This window comes from Mycobacterium sp. ZZG (assembly GCF_054786995.1).
The window spans coordinates 1-15061 of sequence record NZ_JBTBFV010000060.1 but is presented as its reverse complement, the minus strand read 5'-3'; the positions used below and the strand labels follow the sequence as shown (position 1 = coordinate 15061).

The window sequence follows — 15061 nt, the reverse complement described above, 5'->3', positions numbered from 1 at the left end:
CGTTCGGCATCCGAACGGGCGGGGTCGGGAGGGCGTGCATGAGAAACGAGTTCACCCTCACCCAGAAGCGCGCGCTGGCGGTGCTGACGGTGTTGGCGGTGGCGTTCGGCGTGTACTTCCTACGCAGCTATGTGCTGCTCATCGCGGTCTCGGCGGTGTTGGCCTACCTGTTCACGCCGCTGTTCAACTGGCTGCGTGGCCGGATGAGACCGGCCGCTGCGGCGACGCTGACTCTGCTGGCCGCGATCGCGACCGTGGCGCTGCCGCTGGCGGGTGTCGCCTTCCTGGCCTTCCTGCAGATCAGCCAGATGGTGACGAGCATCGGGCACTGGGTCGAGCAGACCGACTTCACCGCGCTGGCCCAGCGACTGCTGGATTCGGCCAACGAACTGCTGGCCCGTGTCCCCTTCGTGAACACCAGGCTGACACCGGACTCGGTGCGTGACGCGCTTGCCACTGTCGGTCAGAAGGGCGGCGAGTTCGCACTGGATTTCGCCCGCGAGTCGGTCGGCGGGATCGTCGCCACGGTCACCGGGCTGATCATCTTCATCTATGTGTTCCTGGCACTGCTGACCAACGGCACCAAGGTGCTCGATCTGTTCCGCGACCTCAACCCGTTGGGAGAGCAGGTCTCCGACATCTACCTGGACAAGATCGGGGCGATGGTGTCGGCAACGGTCAAGGGGCAGTTCATCATCGCCGTCTGTCAGGGTGTCGCCGGAGCGATCTCGGTGTACGTCGCGGGCCTCCACGACGGCTTCTTCATGTTCGTGATCTTCCTGACCGTGCTGTCGTTCATCCCACTGGGCAGCGGCATCGTGACGATCCCGCTGGGCATCGGCATGGCCATCTTCGGCAATCCGGCGGGCGGCCTGTTCGTCATCATCTTCCACATCGTCGTGACCACGAACATCGACAACGTGCTGCGTCCGTTCCTGGTGCCCAGGAGCGCGCATCTGCATCCGGCGCTGATGCTGCTCTCGGTGTTCGCCGGCCTGCAGATGTTCGGCTTCATCGGCATCGTGCTGGGACCGGTGCTGATGATCGCCATCGTGACGACGATCAGCGTGCACCGGGTGGTGTACAAGGGCGCGCCGATGGAGTCCATCACCGGCACCGACGCAGACCGGTCCGATGACGACGCGGCCCGGCAGACCCCGTGGTGGCGCAGGCTGCTGCCGGGGAAACCGAAATCGGCTCCGGTTAAGTCAGCCGCTCCTTGAGGAATTGGACGACGCGCTTGCGCGCCTCGTAGGCGGGATGACCGTCGCGTTCCACCACCTGATCGGTGAGCACCGAGTGCGCCGCACGGCCGATGCCGTCGGGGTTGCCCCGCTTGGAGCTGATCTCGATGACCTCGAACGCGTCCCCGAGCCGGGACTTGAGAGTGCGCAAGCGCGCCGCCGGCGCCATCGGGTCCTCGCTGAAGCGCAAGCCCAGCGCGCACAATCCCTCGTCGGCGGCGCGACGCTCGATGACCTTGAGTTCGGCCTCCGACACCCCGGGGTCGCGGCGCCGGCTCGGAGTCAGCGGCAGCGGCAGCGACGGCTGGCTGATCACCGGCGCGAGCACGGCGTCGTCGACCGCGGCGGCCAGGGCGAATCCGCCCGTGAAGCACTGACCGATCACCCCGACTCCCTTCCCCGGCGTCTGTGCGTTCAGTTCCCGCGCGAGCGCGCGCAGGTAGTGCGCCACCGGACGGTCGGCGTTGGTGGCGAACGCCGCGAACTCCTTGGCGATGCACCCCTTCACCAGCACGGGCAGGGCCCCCGGACTCAGTGCCGGCTTGCCCGGCGTGCCGAACAGCGACGGCGCCCACACTGTGAAGCCGTTGTCCACCAGATGATTACCGAGGGCGAGCACACCCGGGTGCAGACCGGGCATCTCCGGGATGAGCACGACGCCGGGGCCCTCGCCCTTGCGGTACACGTCATACCTGAGGCCGGCCGCGGTGAACGGCTCGGCGGTCCATCCGCGCAGATCTGCCTCTGGTCCGCTCATGGCTTCTCCTGGGTTACCCGACCGGCAGCGGCGCCTGGGATTGCGTCGCCGCGGCCAGCGTACGGTACTCGTCTGTACCTGCGGCGCCGCTCACGGCGATTTGCGCGGGCCCGGTCGGTCCGCGGACCTGCGCGGTCCACACCGGCTCGTTGGGTTTGCCGTCGCTCTCCCCGCCCTCGTAGACCACCCACCGGACTCCGTCGACATCCTGAACCCCGGTCGGCACCAGCTCGGGACTGAACGACGCGACGAGCTTGTCCTCGTCGGCGTTGCTCTGGGTGACACCGAGGTACATCCCGCTCGGGGTCAGGTAGCCGACGACAGCGCCGACGGCGCGGACCGGCTGACCGGTGACCGGGTCGGTGCGGCCGCCCTCGATTCCCTTGCGGCTGCCCGAATTGGCCTGCCAACCGTCGGGCAGCTGCGGCACCCGGATCGGGATGCCGAGCGCATCGGCGTCGGCCCGCAGGGCGGCGGCCGCGTCGTAGTCGGGCGCCGGCCCCGGGCCGGGACCGGTCGGGGCGAACGAGCACATGCCCAGCAGGCCGGCCAGCACCAGGCAGGCGACCACCAGCGGGGCCATCGACCAGAACATGTCGCGGCCGTCCTGCAGCAGCCGCGACTTGGCGGGCGGCGCCACCGGCGTGACGACATAGTCGACAGGGCGCTGGCCTGCGGTGCCGGGTTCACCGGTGACCTCGTGGCCCGGCTCGGGCGGCATCGTCATGGCTGCCAGTATCCCAGCTCCCAATTGTGAACCCGCTAATGGGACAATCTGCCCATGACTTCACCGGATGCTCATCGCGCAAGCGGCTCATCGACCTCTCGGCGTGAAGCCCCGGACCGAAATCTCGCCCTTGAGCTCGTGCGGGTGACCGAGGCCGGCGCGATGGCGGCGGGCCGCTGGGTCGGCCGCGGCGACAAGGAAGGCGGCGACGGCGCGGCCGTCGACGCGATGCGTCAGTTGGTGAACTCCGTGTCGATGCGCGGCGTGGTCGTCATCGGCGAGGGAGAGAAAGACAACGCGCCGATGCTCTACAACGGCGAGGAAGTCGGCAACGGCGACGGGCCCGACTGCGACTTCGCCGTCGACCCGGTCGACGGCACCACGCTGATGAGCAAGGGTATGCCCAACGCCATCTCGGTGCTCGCGGTCGCCGAACGCGGCGCGATGTTCGACCCGTCGGCGGTGTTCTACATGAACAAGATCGCCGCCGGGCCCGACGTCGCCGACTTCATCGACATCACGTCCCCGATCGCGGCGAACATCCAGCGCATCGCCAAGGTCCGCAAGGCATCGGTCTCCGACATCACCGTGTGCATCCTGGACCGCCCCCGCCACACCAAGCTGATGGCCGAGGTGCGTGAGGCAGGCGCCCGCATTCGGCTGATCTCCGACGGTGATGTCGCCGGCGCCATCTCGGCGTGCCGGCCCGACTCGGGCACCGACCTGCTGGTCGGTATCGGCGGCACCCCCGAGGGCATCATCACCGCCGCGGCCATCCGGTGTATGGGCGGCGAGATCCAGGCCACGCTGGCGCCCACCGACGACGCGGAGCGCCAGAAGGCCGTCGACCGGGGCTACGACCTGGACCGGGTGCTGACGACCACCGACCTGGTGTCCGGTGAGAACGTGTTCTTCTGCGCCACCGGCGTCACCGACGGTGATCTGCTCAAGGGTGTGCGGTTCTTCGGGGGCGGCTGCACCACCCAGTCGATCGTGATGCGGTCGAAGTCGGGCACCGTCCGCATGATCGAGGCCTATCACCGGCTCTCCAAACTCAACGAGTACTCCGCAGTGAACTTCACCGGCGACAAGACCGCCGCCTATCCGTTGCCGTAACCCGTAACCATCCCGCCTATCACAAGACGAACAGGGAGCCGCATGGCCGACAACAGCGCCGTTGACAACCAGGCCGAGTACCGCATCGAGCACGACACCATGGGCGAGGTCCGGGTGCCCAAGAACGCGCTGTGGCGCGCCCAGACCCAGCGTGCGGTGGAGAACTTCCCGATCTCGTTCCGGCCGCTGGAGCGCACCCAGATCCGCGCGCTGGGTCTGCTCAAGGGCGCCTGCGCTCAGGTGAACAAGGACCTCGGCCTGCTGGCCGCGGAGAAGGCCGACGCGATCATCGCCGCCGCGGCCGAGATCGCCGACGGCCGCCACGACGACCAATTCCCGATCGACGTGTTCCAGACCGGGTCGGGCACCAGCTCGAACATGAACACCAACGAGGTGATCGCAAGTATCGCCGCGGGCTTCGATCCTCCTGTCACGGTGCACCCGAACGACGACGTCAACATGTCGCAGAGCTCCAATGACACCTTCCCCACCGCCACTCACATCGCAGCCACCGAAGCCGCTGTGCGCCATCTGATCCCGGCTCTGGAGGTGCTGCACGAGTCGCTGGAGGCCAAGGCCCGGCAGTGGCGCACCACGGTGAAGTCCGGTCGCACCCACCTGATGGACGCGGTGCCGGTGACCCTGGGCCAGGAGTTCGGCGGCTACGCCCGCCAGATCCAGGCCGGCATCGAGAGGGTCAAGGCGACCCTGCCGCGACTCGGCGAGCTGGCGATCGGCGGCACGGCCGTCGGCACCGGGCTGAACGCGCCGGACGACTTCGGGGCCAGGGTGGTCGAGGTGCTCGTCGACCAGACCGGCATCGCCGAATTGCGTCCGGCGGTCGACAATTTCGAGGCCCAGGCCGCGCGCGACGGACTCGTCGAGGCGTCGGGCGCGCTGAAGACGATCGCGGTGTCGCTGACCAAGATCGCCAACGACATCCGGTGGATGGGTTCCGGCCCGCTGACCGGCCTGGGCGAGCTGCAGCTGCCCGATCTGCAGCCGGGCAGCTCGATCATGCCGGGCAAGGTCAACCCCGTCATCCCCGAGGCCGTCACCCAGGTGGCCGCGCAGGTCATCGGCAACGACGCGGCTGTCACCGTCGGCGGGCTGTCGGGCGCCTTCGAGCTCAACGTCTACATCCCGATGATGGCCCGCAATCTGCTGGAGTCGTTCACGCTGCTGTCGAACGTGTCGAAGCTGTTCGCCACCAAGTGCATCGACGGCCTGGTGGCCAACGAGGACCGCCTGCGTGAGCTGGCGGAATCGTCGCCGTCGATCGTGACGCCGCTGAATTCCGCGATCGGCTACGAGGAGGCGGCCAAGGTCGCCAAGCAGGCGCTGGCGGAGAAGAAGACGATCCGGCAGACGGTCATCGACCGCGGCCTGATCGGTGAGAAGCTCTCCGAAGAGGAGCTCGACCGACGGCTGGACGTGCTGGCAATGGCCAAGGTGCGCGACGAGCGCTAGCGCGAGGAGCCAACAGCAGAGGTCGGGCGCCAGTACTGATTCCTGCCCCCGAGATCTGCCAATCGCCTGACGAATCGTCAAGACCGGCACAAGATTAGGGGGCATCGGACTCGCTGCCGGCGCCTGGACGTGGCGGCGGGTCGCTCCCCCAGGCGGGAATCAGGAGGTGCGGTGTCCGCTTATCCCGACCCCGCAATCGCATCGTCCCCAAGCACTCTGGTCACGACGGCCACCAGCCAGCCCGCGCTGCGCACCGGCGCCGTCGTGCTGGGTCTGGCCTCGCTGGTCGACCTGTCGAGGGCCAAACGCAGCCGGGGTGGCGCGGATCGCGTGCTGGCGATGTCGGGGGCGGCCGCGGCGGGCTGGTTCCTGGTCGAGGGGTGCAAGCAGCGCTGACGCGGGCTCAGCGCCCGGGCTCGGTCAGATCGAAGGCCGGCGGACCGTTCGCGCGCCCGCCGTACAGGCTCCCGGGCGCCCGTGGGCCGAGCAGCTGCGAGACCGTCACCAGGTGGTAGCCGTTGGCGGTGAGCACCGGCAGGAACTCGGCCATCAGCTCGACCGTCGACGCGAACGTATCGTGCAGCAGCACCACCGATCCCGGGCGGATGTGGCTCATCAGGAGTCGGCGGGTGGCCGCGGTGTCGGCGGCGTGCTGCCAGTCGTGGGGCACGACGTCCCAGTTGACCGCGGCCAGGCCCTGCCGTCGCGCCTCGGCGAGCACCGTGTCGTCGATCGCGCCGAAACCGGTCCGCGCGAGTGTCGGGGTCTGACCCGTCGCGGCCTGGATCGCCGCGGTGGCCCAGCGCAGCTGCGCGGCGATCTCCTCCGGGGGCAGCGTCGTCATGTCCGGGTGCTGCCACGTGTGATTGCCGATCTCCATTCCGGCTTCGGCGATGCGGCGGGCCGCGGCCGGGTCGGCGGCCACCTTGTCGCCGATCAGGAAGAACGTCGCGCGAGTTTCGTTGTCCCGCAGTATCTGAAGAAGGCGGTCGGTGAAGGGGCCCGGGCCGTCGTCGAACGTCAGTGCCACGCACTTGACGCGTGCGCAGTCCGCCGTGGACGCGGCGGCGGGAGCAGCGACGGGGCCGGCCAGACCACCCGTCACCAGCGCCGCCACCACCGCGACGAAGCGGAACCGGCGCGCGAAGGCACGCTGGGTGCCGCGTTGCGCGCCGGATCCACTCGTCACGGTCGGAACGGTCGGGTCACGGCAGGGCGCCCGGGCTGATCTCCTCCAGCATCTCGGTCACCAGGGCCGCGATCGGCGACCGCTCGCTGCGCAGCAGGGTGATGTGGGCGAACAGCGGATGACCTTTGAGCTTCTCGATCACCGCGGCGACCCCGTCGTGCCGACCGACGCGCAGGTTGTCCCGTTGCGCCACATCGTGGGTCAGGACGACCCGCGACCCGGCGCCGAGCCGTGAGAGCACGGTCAGCAGCACGTTGCGCTCCAGCGACTGGGCTTCGTCGACGATCACGAAGGAGTCGTGCAGCGAGCGCCCGCGGATGTGGGTCAGCGGCAGTACCTCGAGCATGCCGCGGGACAGCACTTCCTCCAGCACGGCCGGGCTGGCGAGGCCTTCGAGGGTGTCGAAGACGGCCTGGGCCCAGGGACCCATCTTCTCGCTCTCGCTGCCGGGCAGATACCCCAGGTCCTGTCCGCCGACGGCGTAGAGCGGGCGGAACACCACGACCTTGCGCTGGGTGCGCCGCTCCAACACGGCTTCCAGGCCCGCGCACAGCGCCAGGGCCGACTTGCCGGTGCCGGCTTTTCCGCCGAGCGAGACGATGCCGACCGATTCGTCGAGCAGAAGATCGAGGGCGACGCGCTGCTCGGCGGACCTTCCCCGGAGGCCGAACACCTCGCGATCACCTCGTACCAACTGCACCAACTTGTCGGCGTTGACGCGCCCGAGTGCGTGAGAGTTGCTGCCCAGCAGGCGGATTCCGGTGTGGCACGGCAGGTCTCGGGTGACTTCGAGATCGACCTCGCCGTCGGCGAACAGCGCGTCGATGTCCTCGCCGGCCACCTCCACCTCGGTCATGCCGGTCCACCCGGAGGTCACCACGTCCTGGGCGTGGTATTCGTCGGCGAGCAGGCCGACCGCGCCGGCCTTCACGCGCAGCGGGATGTCCTTGCTGACCAGCGTGACGCGCTTGCCCTCGGCGGCGAGGTTGGCGGCCACGGTGAGGATCCGGGCGTCGTTGCTGTCGTTGCGAAAGCCGGCCGGCAGCACCGTGGGATCGCTGTGGTTCAGCTCGACGTGCAACGTACCGCCTTCTGTCCCAACGGGAATGGGCTCGTCGAGGCGGCCGTGTTCCAGGCGTAGGTCGTCGAACATGCGCAAGGCCTGTCGGGCGAACCAACCCAACTCGTGGTGGTGACGTTTGGCTTCCAGCTCGCTGATGACGACCAGCGGGACCACCACTTCGTGTTCGGCGAACCTTGTGAAGGCCCAGGGATCGGACAGCAACACGGAGGTGTCGAGCACGTAGGTCCGGAGTTCGGATGGCCGGTCCGGACGGGTGAGCGAATCAGTCACGTAGCGCTCCTCGAGGCTGCGCGAGTTCCTGCGGCCCCACACGAACTTCTCGGTGGACACACAAGCGGTCTCAGGACCGGGGCCGGCCCTCTCAATCGGGACCGCCCGGACAGCAGAGCATGTCGCTAGCCATCGGAATCGACGCTACTCCCGCTGCAGCAACCACGCCTTGCAGGCGCGCCGGGACTGCGCGTCGCGTGCGTTAAGAGCTGATGAACTGCGCGAGTTGCGGATCGTCGGCCACGCCCCACGCGGTGATGCGGTCGGAGATGACCTTGCGCAGGTCGTCGCGATCGAAGATGTCCGCCTCGGCGACCGTGGCCACCTTGTCCTGGTAGGCGTCGATGTCGCCGCCGACGACGTCGAGACCGGCGGCGCGGCGCGCGATGGCCGCAACGGTCTCGTCGCGCGTGTAGGTCAGGCAGTGGGCGACGAGGTTGGCGAAGAACTCCTCGTGCCGCTCTTCGTCCTTGGCGATCCGGCCGACGAGCGCCTTGAGCACCGGCTCGTCGATCCGCTGCTCCAGGTTGCGGCAGAACACCGCGTGCGCGCGCTCCCACAGCGCCATGAACGCCAGCGTCTCGACCTGGGTGTAGGTGTCGGCGCGGTAGCCCTTCATCACGTGCTGGACGCGGACGTCCTCGTTGGCGGCCGGGTCGACCTCGCGGGTGACCACCAGGTAGTTGCGCAGCGCGACCGCGTGCAGGTGCTCCTCGGCGGTCCAGCGGCCCATCCAGCGGCCCCATTTGTCCTCGAGGATGAAGTGTTCGACGAGCTCGCGGTGGTAGCCGGCGAGGTTGTCCTTGGTGATCAGCAGAATTTCGAGGGCGTCGGTGACGTGCTTGGGCAAGCTCACGTCCGACGGTTCCCAATCCCGCCCGCCGAGGAAGGCGAAGTTCTCCCCCTGGTCGAAGGGCACATAGTCGTGGGCGAACCAGACGTCCTCGGTGTCGAGGTGGCGCCGCAACTCCTGCAGCACCACGGGCTCGAGTTCGAGAGTCAGCGCATTAGCGACAGGTTTCTGTGCCATGCGGTTACAGTAACCCAATTCTGTGGGGATCGTAAAATTCTTGACCCCCGACACTCCGCCGAAATCGCATTCCACGCGGCCTGTCGCGCCCGAGGGCCGCGTGGAATGCGATTTCGGCGTGCATCAGAGCGTCAGAGGGTGAGCCCCGGGTAGAGCGGGTTTGCGTCGAGCAACTCGGCCGAGGCGGCGCGCACCCGCTCGGCGGTGCCGTCGGCCAGGATGTACTTGGCCTTCGACGGACCTTTCGGCCCGGCGGCGGGCTGGGTATTGCTCAGCACCTCCACCACCAGTTCGGCGACACGGTCGAAGTCGTCGGCGCCGAAACCACGGGTGGTCAGCGCGGGTGAGCCGAACCGGATACCGCTGGTGTACCAGGCGCCGTTCGGGTCGGCCGGGACCGCGTTGCGGTTGGTGACGATGCCGGCGTCCAACAGCGCCGACTCGGCCTGCCGCCCGGTGAGCCCGAACGACGTCACATCCAGCAGCACCAGATGGTTGTCGGTGCCGCCGGTCACGAGCCCGGCGTCCCGCTTGAGCAGGCCGTCGGCCAGCGCCTGGGCGTTGTCGGCGACGGCCTGGGCGTACTCGCGGAACTCCGGCCGCCGCGCCTCGGCCAGCGCGACGGCCTTGGCCGCCATCACGTGCGACAGCGGGCCGCCGAGCACCATCGGGCAGCCCTTGTCCACGGCGGGCGCGTACTCCTCGGTGGCCAGCACCAGGCCGCCGCGCGGGCCGCGCAGCGACTTGTGCGTGGTGGTGGTCACGACGTGCGCGTGCGGAACCGGGTCCTCGTCGCCGGTGAACACCTTGCCCGCCACCAGGCCGGCGAAGTGCGCCATGTCCACCAGCAGCGTGGCGCCGACCTCGTCGGCGATCTCGCGCATCTTCGCGAAGTTGATCCGGCGCGGGTAGGCCGAGTAGCCCGCGACCAGCACCAGCGGCTTGAACTCGCGGGCAGCAGCGGCGACGGCGCCGTAGTCGATGAAGCCGGTGGTCGGGTCCGTCCCGTACTGGCGCTGATGGAACATCTTGCCGGAGATGTTGGGCCGGAACCCGTGCGTGAGATGCCCGCCGGTGTCCAGCGACATGCCCAGCAGGCGCTGGTTGCCGAGTTTGGCCCGCAGCTTCTCCCAGTCCGCCTCGGACAGGTCGTTGACGTGCTTGGCGCCCAGCTCGGCGAGGCCGGGGGCCTCGACACGGGTGGCCAGGATCGCCCAGTACGCGACCAGGTTGGCGTCGATGCCGGAGTGCGGCTGGGCGTAGGCATACTGCGCGCCGAACAGCTCGCGGGCGTGCTCGGCGGCCAGCGCCTCGACGGTGTCGACGTTCTGGCAGGCCGCATAGAACCGGTGCCCGACGGTGCCTTCGGCGTACTTGTCGGAGAACCACGTGCCCATGGTCAGCAGGACCGCCGGAGACGCGTAGTTCTCGCTGGCGATGAGTTTGAGCGAATCCCGTTGATCGGCAAGCTCTTTACGGGTGGCGTCGGCGATGCGCGGCTCGACGGACTCGATCACCCGCAGCGCGGCGCGGTAGGCCTCGCTGGCGGTGTCGGCGTACTCGGCACCCAGACCTGACGGGGACGAAGAAGTCATGGCAGAAAGCCTAAACGTTCAGGCGGCGCGCAACGACGACGGGATCAGCGGCTCGTCCAGCAGCGTGCGGAACCGCTCGGTCAGACCGACACCGTCGGGCCGCGCGTCGAGCCATTCCCGCAGCAGCCGGTACCCCTCGACGTAGGTGCTGGTGTAGGCCCGCCACAGCGGCGAGGACAGGAACCGCAGCATCTGCCGGGCCCGTTCGTCGTTGACCAGCAGCCACCGCTTCAGGAAGTCGACGACGTCGTCGACGTCGCGGTGTTCGTCGTGCAGCATCAGCGCCGCGTCCTGCCGCACGTCGGCCAGCGCGGCCGTCGCCTCCGAGATCGCCGCCGCGCGCTCGCCGTCGAACCGCATACCCAGGTCGGCATAGATGTCGGACGCCCAGCTTCCCCACTGCGGTCCGACCGCCGCGTACAGCGCCAGGTCGGCCAGCCCCTCTGCCATCAGGCACTGCGGGGTGTTGACCAGGAAGATCGTCTGCTCGGCTTGATTTCGACCGGCCACCAGCCGTTCTTCTTTGCGGCAGTGCTCGGTGTGGTGACCGGGGTAGGACTCGTGGGCCACCAGCCGCGGCAGGTTCGACATCTGCTGCTTGAGGTCGGCGTTGACCGCCACCGTGGACTGGTAGTCGCCTTTGTAGTAGTTGAACCCCGACCACGGTTTGTCGGTCACCACCTCGTAGGTGATGGTCTCGCGCGCCGGCAGCGGAAACGTGGCCCTCACCCGGTCCCGCAGGGCGCTGGAGAACGCATGGATGGCCTCCTCCAGGCGGGCCGGCGGGATCTCCTCGGCCGCCCGGTAGGCCTGGATGCGCTCAGCCAGCGGGCCGCTCCCGCCCAGCGCCTCGTCGAGCGCGGCGTGCGCCTGCCGGTACCTGTCCGGATCGCCCTTGCTGATCCGGACGTCGAAGTACGCCTCCACCTCGTCGACGAACCCGACCTGCTCGCCGGCGAACTTGCGTCCCGCGCAGGCCAGGGCGCGCAGGTGGGAGCCGACGAACGCTGCCCGGTCGTCGTCCAGGCCGGCGGGCAGTTCGGTCAGCAACCGCTCGGCCTGACGGGCCAGGTCAGCAGGGTCGGGCCGCGGCTCGGATTCCACCATCCGCTTCAGGGCGGGGTCGCCGGTGAACGAGTCGACATAGCCTTCCTCGACCCGGTCGAAGCGCAGCCCGAGCAACAGGTATTCGGTGACCAAGGATGCTGAAGCCCCAGAATCGATACCTACGTCCATGGCTCCCCAACCTAACTGCAAGACTGTGGCCATGGCGCGGCTGAGCGAACCCAGCCCTTACGTGGAGTTCGACCGGACCCAGTGGCGGGCGCTGCGTATGTCGACACCGCTGAAGCTGACCGAGGATGAACTGGTCCGGCTGCGGGGTCTCGGCGAGAAGATCGACCTGCTCGAGGTCGAAGAGGTCTATCTGCCCCTGGCGCGATTGATCCACCTGCAGGTGGCGGCCCGGCAAGCGCTCTTCGCGACGACGGCGGAGTTCCTCGGGGAGCCGCAACAGAACCCGGACCGGCCGGTGCCGTTCGTGATCGGCGTGGCCGGCAGCGTGGCGGTCGGCAAATCCACCACCGCCCGTGTGCTGCAGGCACTCCTGGCACGCTGGGAGCACCACCCGCGCGTGGACCTGGTCACCACCGACGGGTTCCTGTACTCCAACGCCGAGCTGAGCAGACGGAACCTGATGCACCGCAAGGGTTTCCCCGAAAGCTACGACCGCAGGGGGCTGATGAGGTTCGTCACCGCGGTCAAGTCGGGTTCCGACGCGGCGTGCGCGCCGGTGTACTCACATCTTCTCTACGACATCGTGCCGGGCGAGAAGCAGATCATCGAACATCCGGACATCCTGATTCTGGAAGGCCTCAACGTCCTGCAGACCGGGCCGGCGCTGATGGTGTCGGACCTGTTCGACTTCTCCGTCTATGTCGACGCGCGCATCGAGGACATCGAGAACTGGTACATCTCCCGGTTCCTGTCGATGCGGGAAGGCGCGTTCGCCGACCCGGCCTCACACTTCCACCACTACTCCACGCTGACCGACGAGCAGGCCGTGTTCGCCGCCCGTGACATCTGGCATTCGATCAACCGTCCCAACCTGATCGAGAACATCCTGCCGACCCGCCCGCGCGCCACCCTGGTGCTACGCAAGGACTCCGATCACTCCATCAACCGGCTGCGGCTTCGGAAGTTGTAGCGCGCGCGGCGGGTCCTAGGCCGTCCAGAGGCCCGCAGCGCACGCCGCACCGCTCCCGCACGGTGTCGAGGACCTCACGCAGGTGGGCCCGTTCGCGTCGGTGGGTCAGCACGAAGCGCAGCGCGCCGGCAGTGCGGCGCGGCCACGGATACCAGCGGTCGAAGTCCAGGCCGCATTCGCCGAAGACCTTCGACGGCATCACATCGGCCATCAGACCCAGGTTGTACTGCGCCAGCGCGAACATCGCATACGGCAGCACCGCCTTGTGCCGGTTCATCATCTCCTGCAGGTCGAATTCGTAGAGCGGCACGTCGCGCACCTTGTCCAGGAACATCAGGTGGGTCATGAAATAACCCATGAACGACGACAGATGCATTGTGGCCGAACGCGTTTGGATGGACAGCACAGCACCGTCCGCGGACGTGTAGGGCTCGTAAGGGTAGTCCCCGTTGTCCAGATAGCCGGTGCAGTTGACGATCCAGCTGCCGTTGTCGACGGGCCTGGACGCACCGCTGCGCAGGACCAACTCCGCGGCGCCGTTGCGGTCGACGACGTCGTCGAAATGGTCCATCACCACCTCGTGGATGCCGCCGGCGATGGTCTTGTTCTCCGCCTCGGACAGCACCCCGAGCAGAAAGTTGTTCGTGTACGGGGTCATCCACGTGCCATAGGTGGTGCGGAACCAGTCGGCGACCTCTTGCTCGTTGGTGCCGTCGAACCGCCGGCACATGTCCACGGCCATGCTGCTCAGCAGCGTGCTGCCGACCCACCGCCGCCGTCCGGACGGAAGGAACTTGTCCCGGCTGGCGAAAAAGGTGCCGGAGCCGGCCACCAGGTTGATCTCCCGGCCGGGGCAGTTCGTGATGAGCGTGTGCGCGGTGTCCATCGCGGTCTTGCCACCGCCGATGATGTACACCGGACTGCTGCTGGAGCCGATGTCACCGGTGCGCACATCGCAGGTGTCCGGCGACACCGACCGCACCCGCCTGCTCGACACGGGCAGCGGGTCGTTGGGCGTCACCCGGATGCCGTAGGCCTTGATCAGCCGCTCGGCCTGGATCACCCGGGTGCCTCCGTCAGGGGTACGGCAGGTGATCCGGACTCCGCCGGCGAACGGTTCGTCGGACCGGTACTCCCAGCCGTAGCGCTCGTCGACCGTCACCCGTTTCCTGATCTCGTCAAGACAGTGGTTCAGGTGAGCGAGGACCTCGTCCTTGGCGGGCAGGTACGACGGCTCCCGGCCCAGCGTCCAGGCGATGTTGCCCGCGGTGAACATCGGATGGGGCTGGTGCAGCCGCACATAGGAGTAGGTGTCGACCCACATGCCACCGGCGCTGGGGCGGCGGTCGATGAGGACGATCTTCTGGTCGCGGCCCAGATAGCGGCTCGCGGCGAACATCGCATTGAGCCCGGCGATCCCGGCGCCGACGACGCAGAGGTCGCACGTGTCCGCCGAGGTGGTGTGATCTGCGGTGACGGACACGGCGACCTCCCTCTGACCGACGTGTTCTCAGTGTGAGCGCGCGGCGCGGCGACGGTGTAGGTGGTCGACTACCTGTCTTTGATCTGGCGTAGTCCGGCGTATTGGACGGCCCCTATCACGGCTGTGTAGGCGGCGCCGCCGAGCAGCATCGCCATGCCCCAGCCGGTCACCGGCCATAGGTCGGCGAACGCCGTCGCGGTGAACCCGACCGTGAAGAGCGCGTTGGCGGTGATCGTCGCGATCGCGCCCGGACGGACGCGCCGCACACCCGCGAGCCGGTAGACGACCACGCCGTAGACGAGGAAGAAGATCCCGAGTGCGTATTCGACGGCCACCGGTATGCCGGTCAGCGCCGACAGCCAGCCGGCGGCCGCGACGAACGGCACACCGGTCACGCCGACGAGTACGGCGTCCAGGCGCATCGCGAAACGGAGCAGCCCGTCCCGGGCGGTGGTGGTGGAGGCGGTCAGTGCGGTCATCGTGCAGTCCTTCCTCTAGGTGCTGCGAGTCGCTGCAGCGGGGACCGGTTCCGGAGCCGACGCCACGACCTCTTGTGACGGCGACTCCGGACCCGGAGTTCGGGTCCGGGTCACGCCAGCCGGCGCAACCCGAGGTATTGCAGAACGGCAAGGCCGACGGTGGCGGCGGTGAACGCGGCCGCCGAGGCCATGCCGAAGGCCGTCAGCGGCAACCAGCCCGCCGCCAGCACCACGACGGTCGCCAGGGTGAACGCAGCGTTGCCGGCGACCACGCCCATCCCGACGGGTTGCGTCCAGCAGAGTGGTGTACGAGTCGGACCTGATCAGCGGTACCGGCGTGTCGTTGCCGAATGATTGAAGGTCATCGCGTGATTCTTCGAGAGACCCGTCAAAGTCACTCGAGCAAAGGAA

At 68.3% G+C, this 15061-nt stretch carries 15 protein-coding genes; 5 read left to right on the top strand and 10 right to left on the bottom strand.

Annotated elements, in window-relative coordinates; all coding sequences use genetic code 11:
- Window positions 1-38: 38 nt before the first annotated feature.
- Complete coding sequence (locus tag ACXMYJ_RS24035) at window positions 39-1223, top strand: AI-2E family transporter (RefSeq protein ID WP_460359046.1); 1185 nt, start codon at window positions 39-41, stop codon at window positions 1221-1223.
- Here the strand turns inward: ACXMYJ_RS24035 and ACXMYJ_RS24030 are convergent.
- Both ACXMYJ_RS24030 and ACXMYJ_RS24025 read right to left on the bottom strand, forming a co-directional pair.
- Entirely contained in the window at window positions 1204-2001 is a 798-nt protein-coding gene (locus tag ACXMYJ_RS24030) for a dienelactone hydrolase family protein (protein ID WP_460359045.1), read from the bottom strand. The two genes, ACXMYJ_RS24035 and ACXMYJ_RS24030, sit on opposite strands and share 20 nt — an antisense overlap.
- Before the next feature lie 13 nt (window positions 2002-2014).
- Window positions 2015-2728 carry a DUF4245 domain-containing protein gene (locus ACXMYJ_RS24025; RefSeq protein WP_460359044.1) on the bottom strand — a complete coding sequence of 238 codons (714 nt, stop codon included), beginning with the start codon at window positions 2726-2728 and terminating at the stop codon, window positions 2015-2017.
- Between the two features lie 54 nt (window positions 2729-2782).
- On the opposite strand from ACXMYJ_RS24025, the gene glpX reads away from it, so the two are divergent.
- The 3 genes from glpX to ACXMYJ_RS24010 all read left to right on the top strand — a co-directional run bounded on the left by glpX (window position 2783) and on the right by ACXMYJ_RS24010 (window position 5710).
- The gene (gene glpX / locus ACXMYJ_RS24020) at window positions 2783-3844 is read left to right on the top strand and encodes a class II fructose-bisphosphatase (protein WP_260754873.1); all 1062 of its coding nucleotides are present in this window, start codon (window positions 2783-2785) and stop codon (window positions 3842-3844) included.
- 42 nt (window positions 3845-3886) lie between these two features.
- Window positions 3887-5314 (top strand): class II fumarate hydratase, encoded by a 1428-nt coding sequence (locus tag ACXMYJ_RS24015; protein WP_460359043.1) that lies wholly within the window; start codon window positions 3887-3889, stop codon window positions 5312-5314.
- Between the two features lie 171 nt (window positions 5315-5485).
- The gene (locus tag ACXMYJ_RS24010; protein ID WP_260754875.1) at window positions 5486-5710 is read left to right on the top strand and encodes a hypothetical protein; all 225 of its coding nucleotides are present in this window, start codon (window positions 5486-5488) and stop codon (window positions 5708-5710) included.
- 7 nt (window positions 5711-5717) lie between these two features.
- Here ACXMYJ_RS24010 and ACXMYJ_RS24005 read toward each other — a convergent pair whose 3' ends face one another.
- From ACXMYJ_RS24005 to ACXMYJ_RS23985, 5 genes are all read right to left on the bottom strand, one after another.
- Window positions 5718-6503, bottom strand: coding sequence for a polysaccharide deacetylase family protein (locus tag ACXMYJ_RS24005; RefSeq protein WP_460359042.1), 786 nt, complete (start codon window positions 6501-6503; stop codon window positions 5718-5720).
- A 16-nt stretch (window positions 6504-6519) separates the two neighbouring features.
- Window positions 6520-7857: a PhoH family protein gene (locus ACXMYJ_RS24000; RefSeq protein WP_260754877.1), complete on the bottom strand. Its 1338-nt coding sequence runs from the start codon at window positions 7855-7857 to the stop codon at window positions 6520-6522.
- A gap of 202 nt (window positions 7858-8059) precedes the next feature.
- Window positions 8060-8887 (bottom strand): acyl-ACP desaturase, encoded by an 828-nt coding sequence (locus ACXMYJ_RS23995; protein WP_260754878.1) that lies wholly within the window; start codon window positions 8885-8887, stop codon window positions 8060-8062.
- A 131-nt stretch (window positions 8888-9018) separates the two neighbouring features.
- Window positions 9019-10482 (bottom strand): glycine hydroxymethyltransferase, encoded by a 1464-nt coding sequence (locus ACXMYJ_RS23990; protein ID WP_460359041.1) that lies wholly within the window; start codon window positions 10480-10482, stop codon window positions 9019-9021.
- Window positions 10483-10500: 18 nt separating this feature from the next.
- Window positions 10501-11718 carry a DUF885 domain-containing protein gene (locus tag ACXMYJ_RS23985; RefSeq protein ID WP_260754880.1) on the bottom strand — a complete coding sequence of 406 codons (1218 nt, stop codon included), beginning with the start codon at window positions 11716-11718 and terminating at the stop codon, window positions 10501-10503.
- Window positions 11719-11749: 31 nt separating this feature from the next.
- On the opposite strand from ACXMYJ_RS23985, the gene coaA reads away from it, so the two are divergent.
- Window positions 11750-12688 carry a type I pantothenate kinase gene (gene coaA / locus ACXMYJ_RS23980; protein ID WP_260754881.1) on the top strand — a complete coding sequence of 313 codons (939 nt, stop codon included), beginning with the start codon at window positions 11750-11752 and terminating at the stop codon, window positions 12686-12688.
- On the opposite strand, the gene ACXMYJ_RS23975 is transcribed toward coaA, so the two are convergent.
- The 3 genes from ACXMYJ_RS23975 to ACXMYJ_RS23965 form a co-directional block, all read right to left on the bottom strand.
- A complete protein-coding gene (locus ACXMYJ_RS23975; RefSeq protein WP_460359040.1) occupies window positions 12660-14171 on the bottom strand; it encodes an FAD-dependent oxidoreductase in 1512 nt (503 codons plus the stop codon). The two genes, coaA and ACXMYJ_RS23975, sit on opposite strands and share 29 nt — an antisense overlap.
- Before the next feature lie 68 nt (window positions 14172-14239).
- A complete protein-coding gene (locus ACXMYJ_RS23970) occupies window positions 14240-14650 on the bottom strand; it encodes a hypothetical protein (protein ID WP_260754882.1) in 411 nt (136 codons plus the stop codon).
- A 110-nt stretch (window positions 14651-14760) separates the two neighbouring features.
- Window positions 14761-14928 carry a hypothetical protein gene (locus tag ACXMYJ_RS23965; protein ID WP_460359039.1) on the bottom strand — a complete coding sequence of 56 codons (168 nt, stop codon included), beginning with the start codon at window positions 14926-14928 and terminating at the stop codon, window positions 14761-14763.
- Between the last annotated feature and the right edge of the window lie 133 nt (window positions 14929-15061).